General features: G+C 59.1%; 11 protein-coding genes. 5 read left to right on the forward strand and 6 right to left on the reverse strand.

Features of this window, described 5'->3' with window-relative positions; genetic code table 11:
- Positions 1-46: 46 nt before the first annotated feature.
- The 3 genes from OC71_RS20235 to OC71_RS20245 are packed head-to-tail and all read right to left on the reverse strand — an operon-like array spanning position 47 to position 5,688.
- Positions 47-3,415, reverse strand: a complete 3,369-nt coding sequence (locus OC71_RS20235) for an ATP-binding cassette domain-containing protein (RefSeq protein WP_041072791.1) — start codon at positions 3,413-3,415, stop codon at positions 47-49.
- Between the two features lie 3 nt (positions 3,416-3,418).
- Positions 3,419-4,504, reverse strand: coding sequence for an AraC family ligand binding domain-containing protein (locus tag OC71_RS20240; RefSeq protein ID WP_052510606.1), 1,086 nt, complete (start codon positions 4,502-4,504; stop codon positions 3,419-3,421).
- 20 nt (positions 4,505-4,524) lie between these two features.
- Entirely contained in the window at positions 4,525-5,688 is a 1,164-nt protein-coding gene (locus OC71_RS20245; protein WP_041072793.1) for an acetyl-CoA carboxylase biotin carboxylase subunit family protein, read from the reverse strand.
- Between the two features lie 23 nt (positions 5,689-5,711).
- On the opposite strand from OC71_RS20245, the gene OC71_RS28290 reads away from it, so the two are divergent.
- Complete coding sequence (locus tag OC71_RS28290) at positions 5,712-5,888, forward strand: hypothetical protein (RefSeq protein WP_161794914.1); 177 nt, start codon at positions 5,712-5,714, stop codon at positions 5,886-5,888.
- A 340-nt stretch (positions 5,889-6,228) separates the two neighbouring features.
- On the opposite strand, the gene OC71_RS20250 is transcribed toward OC71_RS28290, so the two are convergent.
- On the reverse strand, positions 6,229-6,948 hold the full coding sequence (locus OC71_RS20250) for an SIMPL domain-containing protein (protein ID WP_041072795.1): 720 nt from the start codon (positions 6,946-6,948) through the stop codon (positions 6,229-6,231).
- A gap of 412 nt (positions 6,949-7,360) precedes the next feature.
- On the opposite strand from OC71_RS20250, the gene OC71_RS20255 reads away from it, so the two are divergent.
- The 4 genes from OC71_RS20255 to OC71_RS20270 all read left to right on the forward strand — a co-directional run bounded on the left by OC71_RS20255 (position 7,361) and on the right by OC71_RS20270 (position 11,928).
- Positions 7,361-8,623: an ATP-binding protein gene (locus OC71_RS20255; protein WP_027610820.1), complete on the forward strand. Its 1,263-nt coding sequence runs from the start codon at positions 7,361-7,363 to the stop codon at positions 8,621-8,623.
- Complete coding sequence (locus OC71_RS20260; protein ID WP_003221630.1) at positions 8,616-9,176, forward strand: response regulator transcription factor; 561 nt, start codon at positions 8,616-8,618, stop codon at positions 9,174-9,176. The genes OC71_RS20255 and OC71_RS20260 overlap by 8 nt, the downstream gene beginning before the upstream one ends.
- A gap of 96 nt (positions 9,177-9,272) precedes the next feature.
- Entirely contained in the window at positions 9,273-11,000 is a 1,728-nt protein-coding gene (locus OC71_RS20265; protein ID WP_041072797.1) for an ABC transporter ATP-binding protein/permease, read from the forward strand.
- A 178-nt stretch (positions 11,001-11,178) separates the two neighbouring features.
- A complete protein-coding gene (locus OC71_RS20270; RefSeq protein ID WP_041072876.1) occupies positions 11,179-11,928 on the forward strand; it encodes a FadR/GntR family transcriptional regulator in 750 nt (249 codons plus the stop codon).
- Between the two features lie 209 nt (positions 11,929-12,137).
- Here OC71_RS20270 and OC71_RS20275 read toward each other — a convergent pair whose 3' ends face one another.
- Positions 12,138-12,326 carry a hypothetical protein gene (locus OC71_RS20275; protein WP_041072799.1) on the reverse strand — a complete coding sequence of 63 codons (189 nt, stop codon included), beginning with the start codon at positions 12,324-12,326 and terminating at the stop codon, positions 12,138-12,140.
- Positions 12,327-12,329: 3 nt separating this feature from the next.
- Positions 12,330-13,643 (reverse strand): hypothetical protein, encoded by a 1,314-nt coding sequence (locus OC71_RS20280; RefSeq protein WP_041072801.1) that lies wholly within the window; start codon positions 13,641-13,643, stop codon positions 12,330-12,332.
- Between the last annotated feature and the right edge of the window lie 229 nt (positions 13,644-13,872).

A 13,872-nucleotide genomic window follows, 5' to 3' on the forward strand; every position in this document is an offset into this window, starting at 1 on the left:
TTTACCATCCTTGAATGACTGCACTGGAAAAGGCTGTCCGTAACCTTCAGGCCGGCTGCTCGACCAGGCGTCGTTGGTGATTGAAATTGAATGTTCGATTGCCCAGTTCGCACAGGTCAGGGTTGTGGGTAATGATGAAAAACAGTGTCTGCGGCAACGCGCGAACGACCTTGCCGATCAGTTCGACTTCCTCCGTGCTGCTCATTTCTGAAGTCGCTTCATCAAGAATCGCAATCGTCGGGGCACTGAGTGTCAGGTCCAGCAAGGCCAGGCGTTGCAGCTCGGATTTGCTCAGGCCCAGTTCACCACTCCAGGGAATGTGCTGGTCGAAGCCGTTCTGCAGTCGCTCGACAACGTCCGTCAGGCCTAGCAAGTGCACGCCTCGTTGCAGTGCTTCGGGAGACGGACGGTTGAAGTGATCGGCGAGCAGACCCGGTTTGAAGACTGGATTGGAGGTCAGCAGGCGAACCTCTTGCGAGTGGCGGCGGGACAGATATCCGTCGGTGCCGCCGAGCGTGGAAATCTGCCCTGCACTTGGCAGGAGACTGCCGATCACCAGATTGGCGAACGTCGATTTGCCAACGCCGCTGGGGCCCATGATGACCACTACGTCCCGTGGTTCGAATGACTGGTTGAATTGCTCCAGCACCGTCACGCCGCTGGCCGGGTTGACGAAGGTGACGTCGCGAAACGCCACAAGCGCTGCAGCGCCTGAAGCTTCGACAGGGGACGCCGTGGCAGGCGCCCGGGCGGGGCTGACGATGAGCCGATCAGCGCTGGCCAATACCTGTCGCAACTCGACGACGCATCTGCCGAGCCGGGCGAAAATCGCGATCAGGCTGTACGAGAGACTGACCGCCAGCACGTTGGCGGTGCTGACCACGCCTGCGGCCTGAATCGTAATCGTCGACGCGATGATTCCGGACAGGAACAGCACGCCCATCAAGTCCAGTTTGTAGCTGTACCAACGGCGAGTTGCGGCGTTGTCCAGCGAGGCGAAGGCGCGGGTTGCAAGGCCCGGCGCCAGCCAGTCCAGCGCCTGAGATTGATCTGCCGCAAGATCGAATCGGCCACCCGCCCAGCTCAAGGCCTGGACGCGCGACAGCACGGCGCCGGAGCTGTCGATCTCGGCACTGTTGAAATGTGCCAGCAGGGCATCGGACTGTCGTGCGCTGTGCCAGTAAATCAGGCCGATAATCAGGAATGGCAGCACGACATACGGGTTGCCAAGCACCACGTAGGCCGTAGTGATCGACAGCAGGGTCAGGGCGCTGATGGTTTCCAGCAACAGCACCGGCAACACTTCGTCGACACGTCGCTGATCGCGGGTCAGTTTGTTCTGGCTGTCGTGATCGATGGCTTGTTGCTGCTGCCGATTGAGTCCGGAATTCATCAACTGGGAGAAATACCGCAGGCATTGATTCGTCGCGGCGTCGATGGTTCTTCTGACAGTCAGCAGGGCGCTGCCGATCGACAGCACGGCGCTGATCAGCAGGACACTGCTCAAGCCGATCAGCGATGCTTGCAGGTGCGAACTCATGTAGCCGCTGGCGATGATGTAGTCACCCGTGATGGTGAATATTTCCTTCAGCGCGAGCAGTGCGAACGCAACGAGCGAAAGTTTCCAGATGCCGAACTCGCGCAGGCTGTCGAGCAGCGGTCGGATCGTCGCGGCGGGTGGCGGATCATCGGCCGGCGAGCGTTGTGCCGATGTCGGGGAACTGTCGAAAGCCGATTCGTCGGCTGATGCCGTGCCCGGCAGCGTAGCCGGCTGCTGGTTTTCACTGACGTTTATCTGCCCGTCTGCGAGCGTCCAGACTTGCTGTGCCGCGGCTATTTCATCCGGGCGTTCGGTCACGAAAATCACCCGGGTGTCGCGCCATGGCCCACTCAGCATCGATTGCAGCAAACCCGTGGCAATGTCGTTGTCCAGACCGGAAGTGGGTTGATCAATGAACACCCATTGCGGTCGGTGTATCAGCGCCCGGGCCAGCTCGAGACGTTTGCCCTGTCCCCTGGAAACGTCCCAGCGCCGGTTTGCACCTTGGCGCCGTTCGTTGAGGTAGTCCAGGTAAAAGTGTTTTGGCAAACGCGCGTAACCGAATGCATCGCGTACGTCTTCGTCGGTAAAGAGCGTCCCGTACACGCTCAGGTTTTCCGTCAGGCCACCCTCGACGATCCAAGGCTCGTCGGGTATCAGCAGTGCCTTGCCGTCGGCGTGTGCCAGTCGTTCGGCACAGAACTTCAACAGGCTGGTCTTGCCACTGCCGGCGGCGCCGACAATCGCGATGTGCCGGGCGTCGATGGGCGGGAGTTGGCGGGCAACGAACGGGCTGTTTTCGCCCGTCTTGGCGAGTAAATACGCGGCGATGTTTTTATGCCCGACGACACCCTGCGACAGGCTTTGCACGATGTCCGGAATATTGTTGGCCACCGAGCGCAATCCGCCGATCAAGGCGATGGCGGCCAAAACTCCGGGCGCGTCGATCTGGCCGGTGTAGGCCAGTTGCAGCAAAGCGGCACTGAGCAGCGCGGCAATCGGGGTCATCGACGATACCAGGCTGATGCCCGCGACCAGACGTGCAGCTCTTTTCAGCGCGTGTTCTTCCAAGTGGCGTTTGCTGGCGTATTCGCGGATCAATGGGTCGGTCCAGTTTTTCAGCCAGGCTTGGCGCCGGTTCTTTACGGCAAATGCGCCGACCTCCAGGCGTTGGGTCGCACTCAGCGAAAGCGCTTCGTAAGCCTGGTTCAGGCGACGGGCAATCCAGTAGACCGTCATTGAGCTGATAGCAATGACCGCCAGCGCCGCGAGCGCGCTGACACCCAGCGCATAAAAGAAGAATGTCGAGGTGAAAATGACCGTGGCCAATGCCAACGATATGGTTATCAGGCCTGACCAGGAAGACTCGATACGGGAGGCTTCGCGATCAAACAGGCTGGTCAGGCTCGGTTCAGCTGTAGCCTTTTGCAGCGCCGGTTTTTTGCGCAGCAAGCGTTGTTCTACGTAAGAGCGGCTGCCGATACCCACCAGCTCCGCGAGGAAAAACGTGTGGTTGAGGGCCAACCAGGCGCAGTAAGTCAGCACCATGCAGGTCACGCCCAATGTCAGGTTGGACGCGATGTCCGACTCACCCTGCATCAATTGCGCGAGCAGTGACTTCAAGGTGATCGCGGCACCGAATGCCGCGCTGGTGTGCACGGCAATCGTTATTAGCGCCAGGCCGATATCTTGTTTCAGGGCGGCAAAAATCCTCGCAGGCAGCGGCTGTGTTTCGGCGTCCGGTCGAGCATCGCGGCTGGCGGCATTCGACCAGCGTTGCCAGCGATGAGCGTGCAGTTGTGCTGCGGCGCGTTTTTTTTCCGGCTCCGGGAGCCGGAACCACAGGACTGTCTTGAGGAATTCTGCAATCTTCATGGGTCAGTTGTACGCACGCGTTTGGGCGGTGGCAGGTGCCGGCGGGTTATCCGGATGATCGGCACAGGCAATTTCGGCAAATCGGTTGCACAGCAAAGTCATCATGTTCCAGCCTTCGCTCAGGGCTTCGCGCAGCTCTTCGATTTCCTTGGGTGATGCCTGATTCAACAGCTCGATGCCCATGCTGACGTGGCTGCCGTCGTCTTCGCCGTGCTCCTGGAAATGCGGCATGCCGGCAAATACGCGGGAAGCCTCGCTGTGGAAAATTTCCCCGCTGCCCTCCAGCACGATGTGCATCAGCAGTGTCTTGACCATGTCGCTCTTGTAGAGCATCTGGTGCCGGAACCACTCCATCGTCGAAAGAAACGCTGCATCCCACACCGGGGTATGTCCGGCTTCGCGCTGGTCGCGCAAGTTGTTATTGTGGCCGAGCTCTTCGATCAAATGTTCGAGGGCGATTTTTTTGTGCGCGGGATCGAGCGTCATCGCGACTCGTATGTGCAGCAAGTCCTGGAACATGTCCGACCAGGTCTGCAGGCAGTCGAGGAGTTTTTCGCGAACCTGAGGGTGCTCGATGACCGCCGAGTTGATCAGCGCCAATAGTCGGCTGTGACGGAAGTCTTCGAGAAAATGTTCGTTATCTTCCAGCAGCACCTCGGCCGGGCGAGCGTCTGAGGTGTCACGGGACTTGAACACGACGTTGGGCTTGCTGCTGTCTTCATACAGTGCCTTGCCATTGAACTGAATCGACAGTGCCCAGAACCCATCGTCAGTCCCCTGGAAACCGTGCAGCGAGTGCGGCGGCACCAACACCATGTCACCGGCCTCGATGGCCTGCTCAGTAGCGCCGAGGGTTTTCCCGGAGCCGTCGCAGATCAGGATCAGGCTCGGCTCGGGATGCTGGTGAACGGACAGTTCCTGATCTTTTTCGAGCCTTACCCAACTGATGGCCAGCTCGCTGTTGGTCGGGATGAATTGAGCCAGAGCGGGATGCCGGGAGAAAATCTTTACCACCCCCAGATCATGCAAGGCGCCGTTGATGGTCACGTTGTTGAGGGGCTCGATGTCGCGTCTGGAGATGACTTCCATTTCTTCTTGTTCCTGATTATTCAGTTAGCCGAAGTGAGTGTGTTCAAACGGGTAATAGCGCGATAGAACTTGTCGCGATCATCGCTGGCAATAACCAGCAGGCCCACTTTGTCGTCGTTGGTGTGCGGACGATCAAGTGGCGGATTGGCGTCGCCCATGATCAATCGGATAATGTCGACTTCCTGCATGTAATCGCGAATGACATCAGGGTTGACGGGTTCGTAAAACAAGTGGGAGCCGGCGAATGTGTAACGCTCTGGCAAGTTGTCCGGGGTCGACCCATTTATTGTGCTGTGGAAACTTAGGGTTTCTCTGAACAGGTCGACGCCGGTGGTAAGTTCCACCAATAAGCCGATGTAGTCGCCGCCGACTCGGTTGTTGATTTCCACCAGATGTAAATTATTTCCGGAGATCATTATTTCAATATGGCATGGGCCATGTTTGTGATCGATCGCTGTCAACAGTCTTTCGCAATAACCACTGATATTTTCGAAGGTTTGCTGGTCGACGTTGTCCGGTGAAATGATGTGCTGTTCTTCGGCGAGTGAGGTTCCATAAAGTTGCTTGTTGGTCACCGCCAGGACGCGGTGTCGGGAGTCGATGGTCAGGGTTTCCACGCTGACTTCGCGTCCGTTCAAGAACTCTTCGGCGAGCAGAGTGAAAGGCGCTTGTCCGATTCGGCTCAGTGCATCATGAAGCGCCGTACGGTCTTTGATGATGAAGACGTTCTCACTGCCGGAACCCTTGGGGTCTTTCAGCACAATGCCACTGGGGTGGCTGACCAGTAATTGCTCGACCTCTGCGTGGTTGTGGCAGGTCTTGCTGGTGACGGCAAACTCGCTTCCCGCCAGATGCGAGCGCATCGAAGCCTTGTCGATGCACCGCTCGCAGGTGTCGTAATCCATCCCGGGGATCGCGAAATGCTTGCTCGCAAGCGCAGCTGGCAGCAGACCGTCCTCGGTAAATGAAAAGATGAAATCGACGCTTTGCGAAAGGAGGACTTCTTCCATCCTGGCCAGCACCGTTGCCTCGGAAAAATCGTTGACGAGGTGAATGCGGTCGGTCAGTGCCGTCAGGTTGGGGCCTACCGAGTCGGGCAGTTGCAATACGGTGAAGTCAAAACCCAAACCGTTGTAGTGCATGAACGTTTCATCATGCCCACCGATCATTACGATATTCTTCATAGTCTGCCTTGTGTGGGGTCGATGTGAAGTTGATTGCCTTTAAAAAAGCGCAGAAAAAACATTTCGAATGGCCGCTGAAAAATATTCAGACAAGCGAAATTCGGAATTATGAAAAGAAAATTAATGCAGCGCGCATGACTGCCTGCACAGCTTTATGTTGTGCAGATTTGAAATTTGAAGAGTATTTTAGTGGGCAATAAGCATTTTCAATCCCGCAATGGGAGTGACAGGTGATGTATTGGATTGGACTGGAACGGGAGGTGTAGAATCTGGACGAATGCTACTTGGGGAATGCAGGTTTGAATGCATAGAAGTACTGCTTGAACGTTTCATGCTAATCCTTGCTTTTATATTTTTTATATTGAATAGCGAGTAAGTTCCTTTACTCTTGGCGGATCATTTCATTGCTCTTTTAAAATGTCAAGGTGGAAAATTAAATTGACGATGAGCGAAATGTCGGAAGGTTATTCTTCGCTGAAGTTTGCGCATCGGCCAAGTTGTAGAGAGAGGCGCCGGCAATGGCGCCCCTCGTCGGAAAGATTACTGCATCAACACTTCAATCGAGCCATCGGCGGTCAGGCTGACCTGGCTGGTGCCGGCTTCGACTTCCGGTGTGACCGGTGCCGAATCCGCCATGCCGGCGGCTTTCATCATCATCGGGGCGCGCATGTACGGTTGTGGGTAGCCGTTGCTGTTGAGGTTCAGGTTGACGATTTTGTAGCCCTTGCCGCCCAGTGCGTCGGTGGCCAGTTGCGCGCGGGCCTTGAAGGCGCTGACGGCTTCTTTGAGCAGTTTGTCTTCGCTGGCCTTGCGGGTCGGCTCGGCGATGGCGAAGTCCATGCCGCCCATTTTCAGGTCGGTCAGCAGTTCGCCAGTGAGTTTGGACAGGGCGGCGAAGTCGGCGCTTTCCAGGCGCAGTTCGGCGCGTTCACGCCAGCCGGTGATTTTCTGGCCCTTGGTGTCGTAGATCGGGTAGCTGTTGCGGCTGCCCTGGCGCAGGGTGATGTCTTTGACTTGCTTGGCCTGGGCCAGCGCTTTGTTCATGGTGGTGCTGACATCGGCGGCGAGTTTGGCCGGGTCGGTGTTTTGCGCTTCGGTGTAGAGCGTCACGATCATCAGGTCGCGGGCGACTTCCTGGCTGACTTCGGCGCGCAGGGAGATCTGGTTGTAGTGCAGCTCATCGGCGGCCAGCGCCGTAAGGCTGGCGATGCTGCCGACGGTCAGGGCGAGAAGGGCGGCGCTGCGGCGAAAGGTGTGCATGAAGGCTCCTTGAATAATGCGCAGGTGTTGGTTCGTCCCTGCGTGAAACCATCAGACTCTAGCTTCTGCGCTGCGGTTCGCCCAGTTACAACTTCTATACAGATCGCCCAGCTCACCGCAGATCCTGAGTCGAGTGCGCTCTTGTGGCGAGGGAGCTTGCTCCCGCTGGACTGCGAAGCAGTCCCAAACCCGGCAACCGTGATCTGCCAGAAATACCGGAGATACCGGATTTACGACTGCTTCGCAGCCGAGCGGGAGCAAGCTCCCTCGCCACAGTCGATCTCGGACAGCCATGCGCTGTAGCCCAATTTACCGCCAGCGCCATGTGGTCATTTGCCGCACTTTCGCCTCTCAAAGGCGCGGCTTGGTTATACTCCGTGCGATCCGCCTGGAGCGCTCATCAGGAGAGCTCATGCTCGCCCCCGTACAACTGACTTCCGCCACTCGCCAGAACCTCTGGCGGCTGACGTTCATCCGCACCCTGGTGCTCGCCGCGCAGGCCGGGTCCGTCGGCCTGGCCTACTGGCTGCAATTGTTGCCGTTGCCGTGGGTGCAACTGGCGATGACCCTCGGCTGCTCGATTCTGCTCTGCGTGTTCACCGCCGTTCGACTGCGTACGTCGTGGCCGGTGACCGAACTCGAATATGCGCTGCAACTGGCCTGCGATCTGGTGATCCACAGTGCGCTGCTGTATTTCTCCGGCGGTTCGACCAACCCGTTCGTTTCCTACTATCTGGTGCCACTGACCATCGCGGCGGTGACGCTGCCGTGGCGTTATTCGGTGATTCTGTCGGGTATCGCGCTGGCGCTCTACACCGTGATGCTCACGCGTTTCTACCCGCTGGAAACCCTGCCGGTGGCCCGCGAGAACCTGCAGATCTACGGCATGTGGCTGAGCTTCGCCCTCGCTGCTGCGGTCATCACCTTCTTCGCTGCGCGCATGGCTGAAGAGCTGCGCCGTCAGGAAGAGTTGCGTGCGATTCGCCGCGAAGAAGGCCTGCGCGATCAGCAATTGCTGGCCGTCGCCACCCAGGCCGCTGGCGCGGCGCATGAACTCGGCACGCCGCTGGCGACCATGAGCGTGTTGCTCAAGGAAATGCAGCAGGATCACCCCGACGCGATGTTGCAGGACGATCTGAAAGTGCTGCAGGATCAGGTCAAGCTGTGCAAAGAAACGTTGCAACAACTGGTGCGCGCCGCCGAAGCCAACCGTCGTATGGCCGTGGAAATGCAGGACGTCACCCAATGGCTCGACGAAGCGCTGAACCGTTGGCACCTGATGCGTCCGGAGGCCAGTTATCGCTTCCAGCGTCTCGGCCAGGGCACAGTCCCGCGCATGGCACCGCCGCCGGATCTGACCCAGGCGCTGCTCAATCTGCTGAACAATGCCGCCGACGCCTGCCCGGAAAATCTTCAGGTGACGCTGGACTGGGACGCGGAAACCGTGACCATCAGTATTCGTGACCACGGCGCCGGTGTGCCGCTGGCCATCGCCGAGCAGATCGGCAAACCGTTTTTTACCACCAAGGGCAAAGGTTTCGGCCTGGGCCTGTTTTTGAGCAAGGCCAGCGTGACACGCGCCGGCGGCTCAGTGAAACTCTATAGTCATGAGGAAGGCGGCACGCTCACCGAGCTGCGCCTGCCCCACGGCGCCCGAGGAGACCAACATGAGTGACGAAATCCAAGTCGAAGGCGAAGAACTGCCGCATCTGCTGCTGGTCGACGACGACGCGACCTTCACCCGAGTAATGGCCCGTGCCATGGCCCGCCGTGGCTTTCGCGTGAGTACCGCAGGCTCCGCCGAGGAAGGCTTGACCATCGCCCAGGCCGACCTGCCGGACTACGCCGCGCTGGACCTGAAAATGGACGGCGACTCCGGTCTGGTGCTGCTGCCCAAGCTGCTGGAACTGGACCCGGAAATGCGCGTGGTGATCCTCACCGGTTATTCGAGCATTGCCACGGCGGTCGAAGCGATCAAGCGCGGCGCCTGCAACTACCTGTGCAAACCGGCCGACGCCGACGACGTGCTGGCTGCGCTGCTTTCCGAACACGCCGACCTCGACAGCCTGGTGCCGGAAAACCCGATGTCGGTGGACCGTCTGCAATGGGAGCACATCCAGCGCGTGCTCACCGAGCACGAAGGCAACATCTCCGCCACTGCCCGCGCCCTGGGCATGCACCGCCGCACCCTGCAGCGCAAACTGCAGAAGCGCCCGGTTCGTCGCTGAACCTGCGCTGAACGGCCATCGCCAGCCCTCGCGATAACGCGCACCGATCAACTATGATCGGTGCGTGTCTGTTCTTTTCTTTATCGAGCCTTTTCCATGAATCAGAACGCTGAATATTCCGCGGTCAACGATGCTGTGCGCGGGCAGTTTTTTCGCAAGGTGTGGGGGATCATCACGCCTTACTGGCGCAGCGAAGAGAAGGGCAAGGCCTGGACATTGCTGATTGCGGTGATTGCGCTGTCGTTGCTCAGCGTGGGGATCTCGGTGTGGTTCAACACCTGGTACAAGGATTTCTACAACGCGCTGCAGAAGAAAGATGAAGCGGCGTTCTGGCAGCTGATTCTGTATTTCTGCGCGATTGCAGCGGTGGCGATTGTCGGTGCGGTGTACCGGCTTTATCTGACCCAGATGCTGACGATTCGCTGGCGGGCCTGGCTCACCGAAAAGCATTTCTCCCGTTGGCTCGCCGACAAGAATTACTACCAGCTGGAGCAGGGCGGTTACACCGATAACCCGGACCAGCGGATTTCCGAAGACCTCAATAACTTCACCTCCAATACCCTTGAGCTGGGGATCGGCCTGCTGCGCAATATCGTCAGCCTGGTGTCGTTCTCGATCATTCTGTGGGGCGTGTCGGGCAGCATTGAGGTCTATGGCATCACCATTCCCGGCTACATGTTCTGGTGCGTGCTGGTCTACGCCGTGGTGGGCAGCTGGCTGACGCACTTGATCGGTCGCCGCTTGATCGGCCTGAACAACCAACAACAACGCTTCGAAGCCGACCTGCGTTTTTCCATGGTGCGGATTCGTGAAAATGCCGAGAGCATCGCGTTGTACAACGGCGAGCCGAACGAAAATCGTCGTTTGAGCGGTCGCTTCGGTAATGTCTGGCACAACTTCTGGGACATCATGAAAGTGTCCAAGCGCCTGACGTTCTTCACTGCCGGTTACAGCCAGGCTGCGATCATTTTCCCGTTTATCGTGGCGTCGCCGCGCTACCTCGCCGGCAAGATCGAGCTGGGTGAACTGATGCAGATCAGCTCGGCATTCGGCAACGTCCAGGAGAGTTTCAGCTGGTTCATCAGCGCCTATCAGAGCCTCGCGTCCTGGCGCGCCACCTGTGATCGTCTGCTGAGTTTCCGTCAGGCCATGACCGATAACGAACAGCGCCGCCCGGCCATCGACGTGCAAAACCAAGGCAGCGAATTGCAAGTGCACAACCTCGGCCTGGACCTGGCCGATGGTCGGCACCTGCTGACCAATGCCGACATGACGGTGGAGCCGGGCGAGCGGGTGATGCTCAGCGGCCGATCCGGCAGCGGCAAGTCGACGTTGCTGCGGGCGATGGGGCATTTGTGGCCCGCGGGCCACGGCGCTATTCGCCTGCCGGCGGCGCGTTATCTGTTCCTGCCGCAGAAGCCGTATCTGCCGATCGGTACCCTGCGCGAAGCCTTGAGTTATCCACAACCGGGCGACACCTATGCGCCAGAGCGTTACGCGCAGGTGCTGGAGACTTGCCGTCTGCCGCATCTGGTCGCACGTCTGGACGAAGCCAATCACTGGCAGCGCATGCTGTCGCCGGGTGAACAGCAACGCCTGGCCTTCGCCCGCGCGATGCTTTACGCACCGCAATGGCTGTACATGGACGAAGCGACGTCGGCGATGGATGAAGAGGATGAGGCAACGTTGTATCAGGCGCTGATTGATCAGTTGCCGGGCCTGAGCATCGTCAGCGTCGGCCACCGCAGCAGCCTCAAGCGCTTCCACCCACGGCATGTACGGATCGACAGCGGGCATCTGGTGGAACAGGCCGTGACCGCCTGACCCACAGAAATCCCCCTGTAGGAGCTGCCGCAGGCTGCGATCTTTTGATGTTGTTTTTCAAGATCAAAAGATCGCAGCCTGCGGCAGCTCCTACAGGGGAAGTCTGTGACGAGTGATCGTACAACCCGCCTGCGCTATGATGCCCACCAAGCCGATTTTTCGAGACCAGACGTTGACCATGGAAAACCCGATCGACACCCCACGCCTCCCGCGCAAGCGCCGCAGCCTGGCCCAGGAGCTGGTGACGGTGCTGACCGAGCAGATCCGCGACGGTCTGCTCAAGCGCGGCGACAAATTGCCCACCGAGTCGGCGATCATGCAGGAGCATGGCGTCAGCCGCACGGTGGTGCGCGAGGCGATCTCCCGCTTGCAGGCTGCCGGCCAGGTGGAAACCCGCCACGGCATCGGCACCTTCGTGCTCGACACGCCGAGCCCCAGCGGTTTCCGCATCGACCCGGCGACCGTCGTCACTTTGCGTGACGTGCTGGCGATTCTGGAGTTGCGCATCAGCCTGGAAGTGGAGTCCGCCGGCCTCGCCGCGCAACGTCGCAGTCCCGAACAACTGGCGACCATGCGCGCCGCCCTCGATGCACTGAACGACAGCGTGGCCCACGCCAGCGATGCGGTAGCGTCGGACTTCGCCTTCCATCTGGAAATCGCACTGTCCACCGGCAACCGCTACTTCACCGACATCATGACCCACCTGGGCACCAGCATCATTCCGCGTACGCGGTTGAACTCGGCACGCCTGGCGCATGATGACCAGCAGCACTACATGAATCGCCTGAGCCGTGAGCACGAGGAAATCTACGAGGCGATTGCCCGCCAGGATGCCGATGCGGCGCGGGCGGCGATGCGCCTGCATTTGACCAACAGCCGTGAAAGGCTGCGCCAGGCCCATGAAGAGGCGCAGGCGCAGCGCGGATGAGTGTCTGGCAGATTATGTGCGCCTGACATACCGCTATCGCTGGCAAGCCAGCTCCCACAGGTTCCTTTGTTGAAGCGGATCCCGTGTACGACATCGATCGCTGAGGGGAGCAGGCAAGCCAGCTCCCACAGGTTCCTATGTTGCAGCGGATTCCGTGTACGACATCAGTCACTGTGGGAGCTGGCTTGCCAGCGATGAGGCCCGTGAATTCAGCGCGGCAATATCGAGCGATCCACCCTCACTGCCAGTTTCGCGTTACCAGGCTTGGCAGCAAACGCCACCTCTCCCGATTTATCCACAACCCCCCGCGCAATCGGCTTGCCGTCCTCCAGCAGCTCCAGCGGCGCGCCCTGCAGCGACTGCCCCGACGTCAGTTCCAGTTTCAAAGTGATCGTCATTGCTCATTCTCCTTGATTGACGTTGCCCGTCGGGTGGTAGTCCTTGAGCAGCAAGTAAGTGCTCCAGCCCCACCAGTCATCGATGGTGGCGGTGTCGTTGAGGTTGTTCACATCTTTGCGCCGCAGCACCTTGCCGCCCTCGACGCGGAACAGCGGCGCGAAGTTATTCGAAAGATTCAGCACCGCCGTCAGATCCGGCAGGCGTTGCAGCGCGGCAAACGTTGAAGGGGCGGGCACGTTGCCGCTGAGGTAGGCGGCGAAGATTTCATCCGCCGAAGCCTGCACCGCCAGATTGACCTGGGTTCGGTTGTCCGCGTCGCTGGCGTCGAAGTAACGTTTGTCGCCGTAGACGCGCCATTGATCGCCATGGGCGTTGCGCACCTTGAGGCCGAATTTACTGTCCTCGTCGTGCATGAAACGGGTGACCAGCGAGCCGAGATCGCTCGGCGTGACCACCGCCGCCATCTCTTTGCGTGGCACACGCAGGTGGCCGGCAGAGAACAGGTCGGTGAGGAAGTGGTCGGCAAACGCGTTCATCGCGTAGGCCCGTTCCAGTTGCTGCTCATCGTGATTGGCGCGGGCTGCGACGGCGGTTTGCAGGGCGGCGGTGTGGCCGGCGATGTAGGCCAGTCTGGCCCATTCACCAAAGTGGTCGGCGTTGTTCGCCGCCAGTTTCAGATAGCGCCCAAGCGGGAATAGCGCGGAGACGAAACTGCCGCCGCCGGTGAGCTTGTTCCACTCTTCGGACAACGTATCTCCGAGCGCGTCGTAGGCTTCATGTGGTGCTTTGCCGTCCTTGATCGCCTGTTTGACCGCGTCGATCTCCTTTTGCATGACCGCGAGAATCTGCGTGGCCTCGGCGCGTGAGGCCGGCAGCACGGCGAGAGAATCAAATGCAGCGTGGAAGCGATTCAGGCGATCAGCCGGGGTCGCGCCTTCGTTGATCGGTCGATCGACCACGCCGTAGAAATCTCCAGCCAGCGCCACCACTTGGCCGTAGGTCAGCGCAAGGCCATTGGGCAAGTGCAAGGGCTTGTTTTGCGCGCGAATCGGCTCGGCGTTTTCGCTGAAGCGCAGCAGGGTGTTATCGCCGATGGCCGTGTGTTCAGCGCCTTCGAAGCGCAGTGGCGGTCGAATGTTCAAGGCGTTGCCGGGGAGGGCGGCGGCCGGTACGACATCGCTATGGGCGTCGGCGATGTGCAGCAGCAGATGCGGATTGTCGGCGTTGAAGCGGATGCCTTTTACAGTGAAAAGATCATCGAGTCGAGCGACGACCGGTTTGGGTCGTACCTGTGGTTTTGCATGCAGTCCGGACATTTCTGGCTCCTTGATATGTCGTCGGTGGATTTATTTTTAACTGTATGGATATACAGTCAGATCGAGCCTAGACCAGATTTTTCCTACGTCAAGATCGAATCTTGTCCGACAAAAAGTGCGGGGCAACGATGAAATGCAGTTGACGGTTGTCTTTTAAGTTGTACGATGACCTACAACTTCGGCATTGGCTGAATCATAAAACTCACAAAAAACGTTGCTACCCAGGGTG

This window comes from Pseudomonas sp. W15Feb9B (assembly GCF_000828175.1).
In the GTDB taxonomy this organism is placed as follows: Bacteria; Pseudomonadota; Gammaproteobacteria; order Pseudomonadales; family Pseudomonadaceae; genus Aquipseudomonas; species Aquipseudomonas parakoreensis.

Coding starts and splice junctions, on each gene's coding strand:
- OC71_RS20255 (WP_027610820.1), top strand. CDS start 7,361: ATGCTCGCCCCCGTACAACTGACTTCCGCCACTCGCCAGAACCTCTGG.
- OC71_RS20265 (WP_041072797.1), top strand. CDS start 9,273: ATGAATCAGAACGCTGAATATTCCGCGGTCAACGATGCTGTGCGCGGG.
- OC71_RS20260 (WP_003221630.1), top strand. CDS start 8,616: ATGAGTGACGAAATCCAAGTCGAAGGCGAAGAACTGCCGCATCTGCTG.
- OC71_RS20280 (WP_041072801.1), bottom strand. CDS start 13,643: ATGTCCGGACTGCATGCAAAACCACAGGTACGACCCAAACCGGTCGTC.
- OC71_RS20235 (WP_041072791.1), bottom strand. CDS start 3,415: ATGAAGATTGCAGAATTCCTCAAGACAGTCCTGTGGTTCCGGCTCCCG.
- OC71_RS20245 (WP_041072793.1), bottom strand. CDS start 5,688: ATGAAGAATATCGTAATGATCGGTGGGCATGATGAAACGTTCATGCAC.
- OC71_RS20240 (WP_052510606.1), bottom strand. CDS start 4,504: ATGGAAGTCATCTCCAGACGCGACATCGAGCCCCTCAACAACGTGACC.
- OC71_RS20270 (WP_041072876.1), top strand. CDS start 11,179: ATGGAAAACCCGATCGACACCCCACGCCTCCCGCGCAAGCGCCGCAGC.
- OC71_RS20250 (WP_041072795.1), bottom strand. CDS start 6,948: ATGCACACCTTTCGCCGCAGCGCCGCCCTTCTCGCCCTGACCGTCGGC.
- OC71_RS20275 (WP_041072799.1), bottom strand. CDS start 12,326: ATGACGATCACTTTGAAACTGGAACTGACGTCGGGGCAGTCGCTGCAG.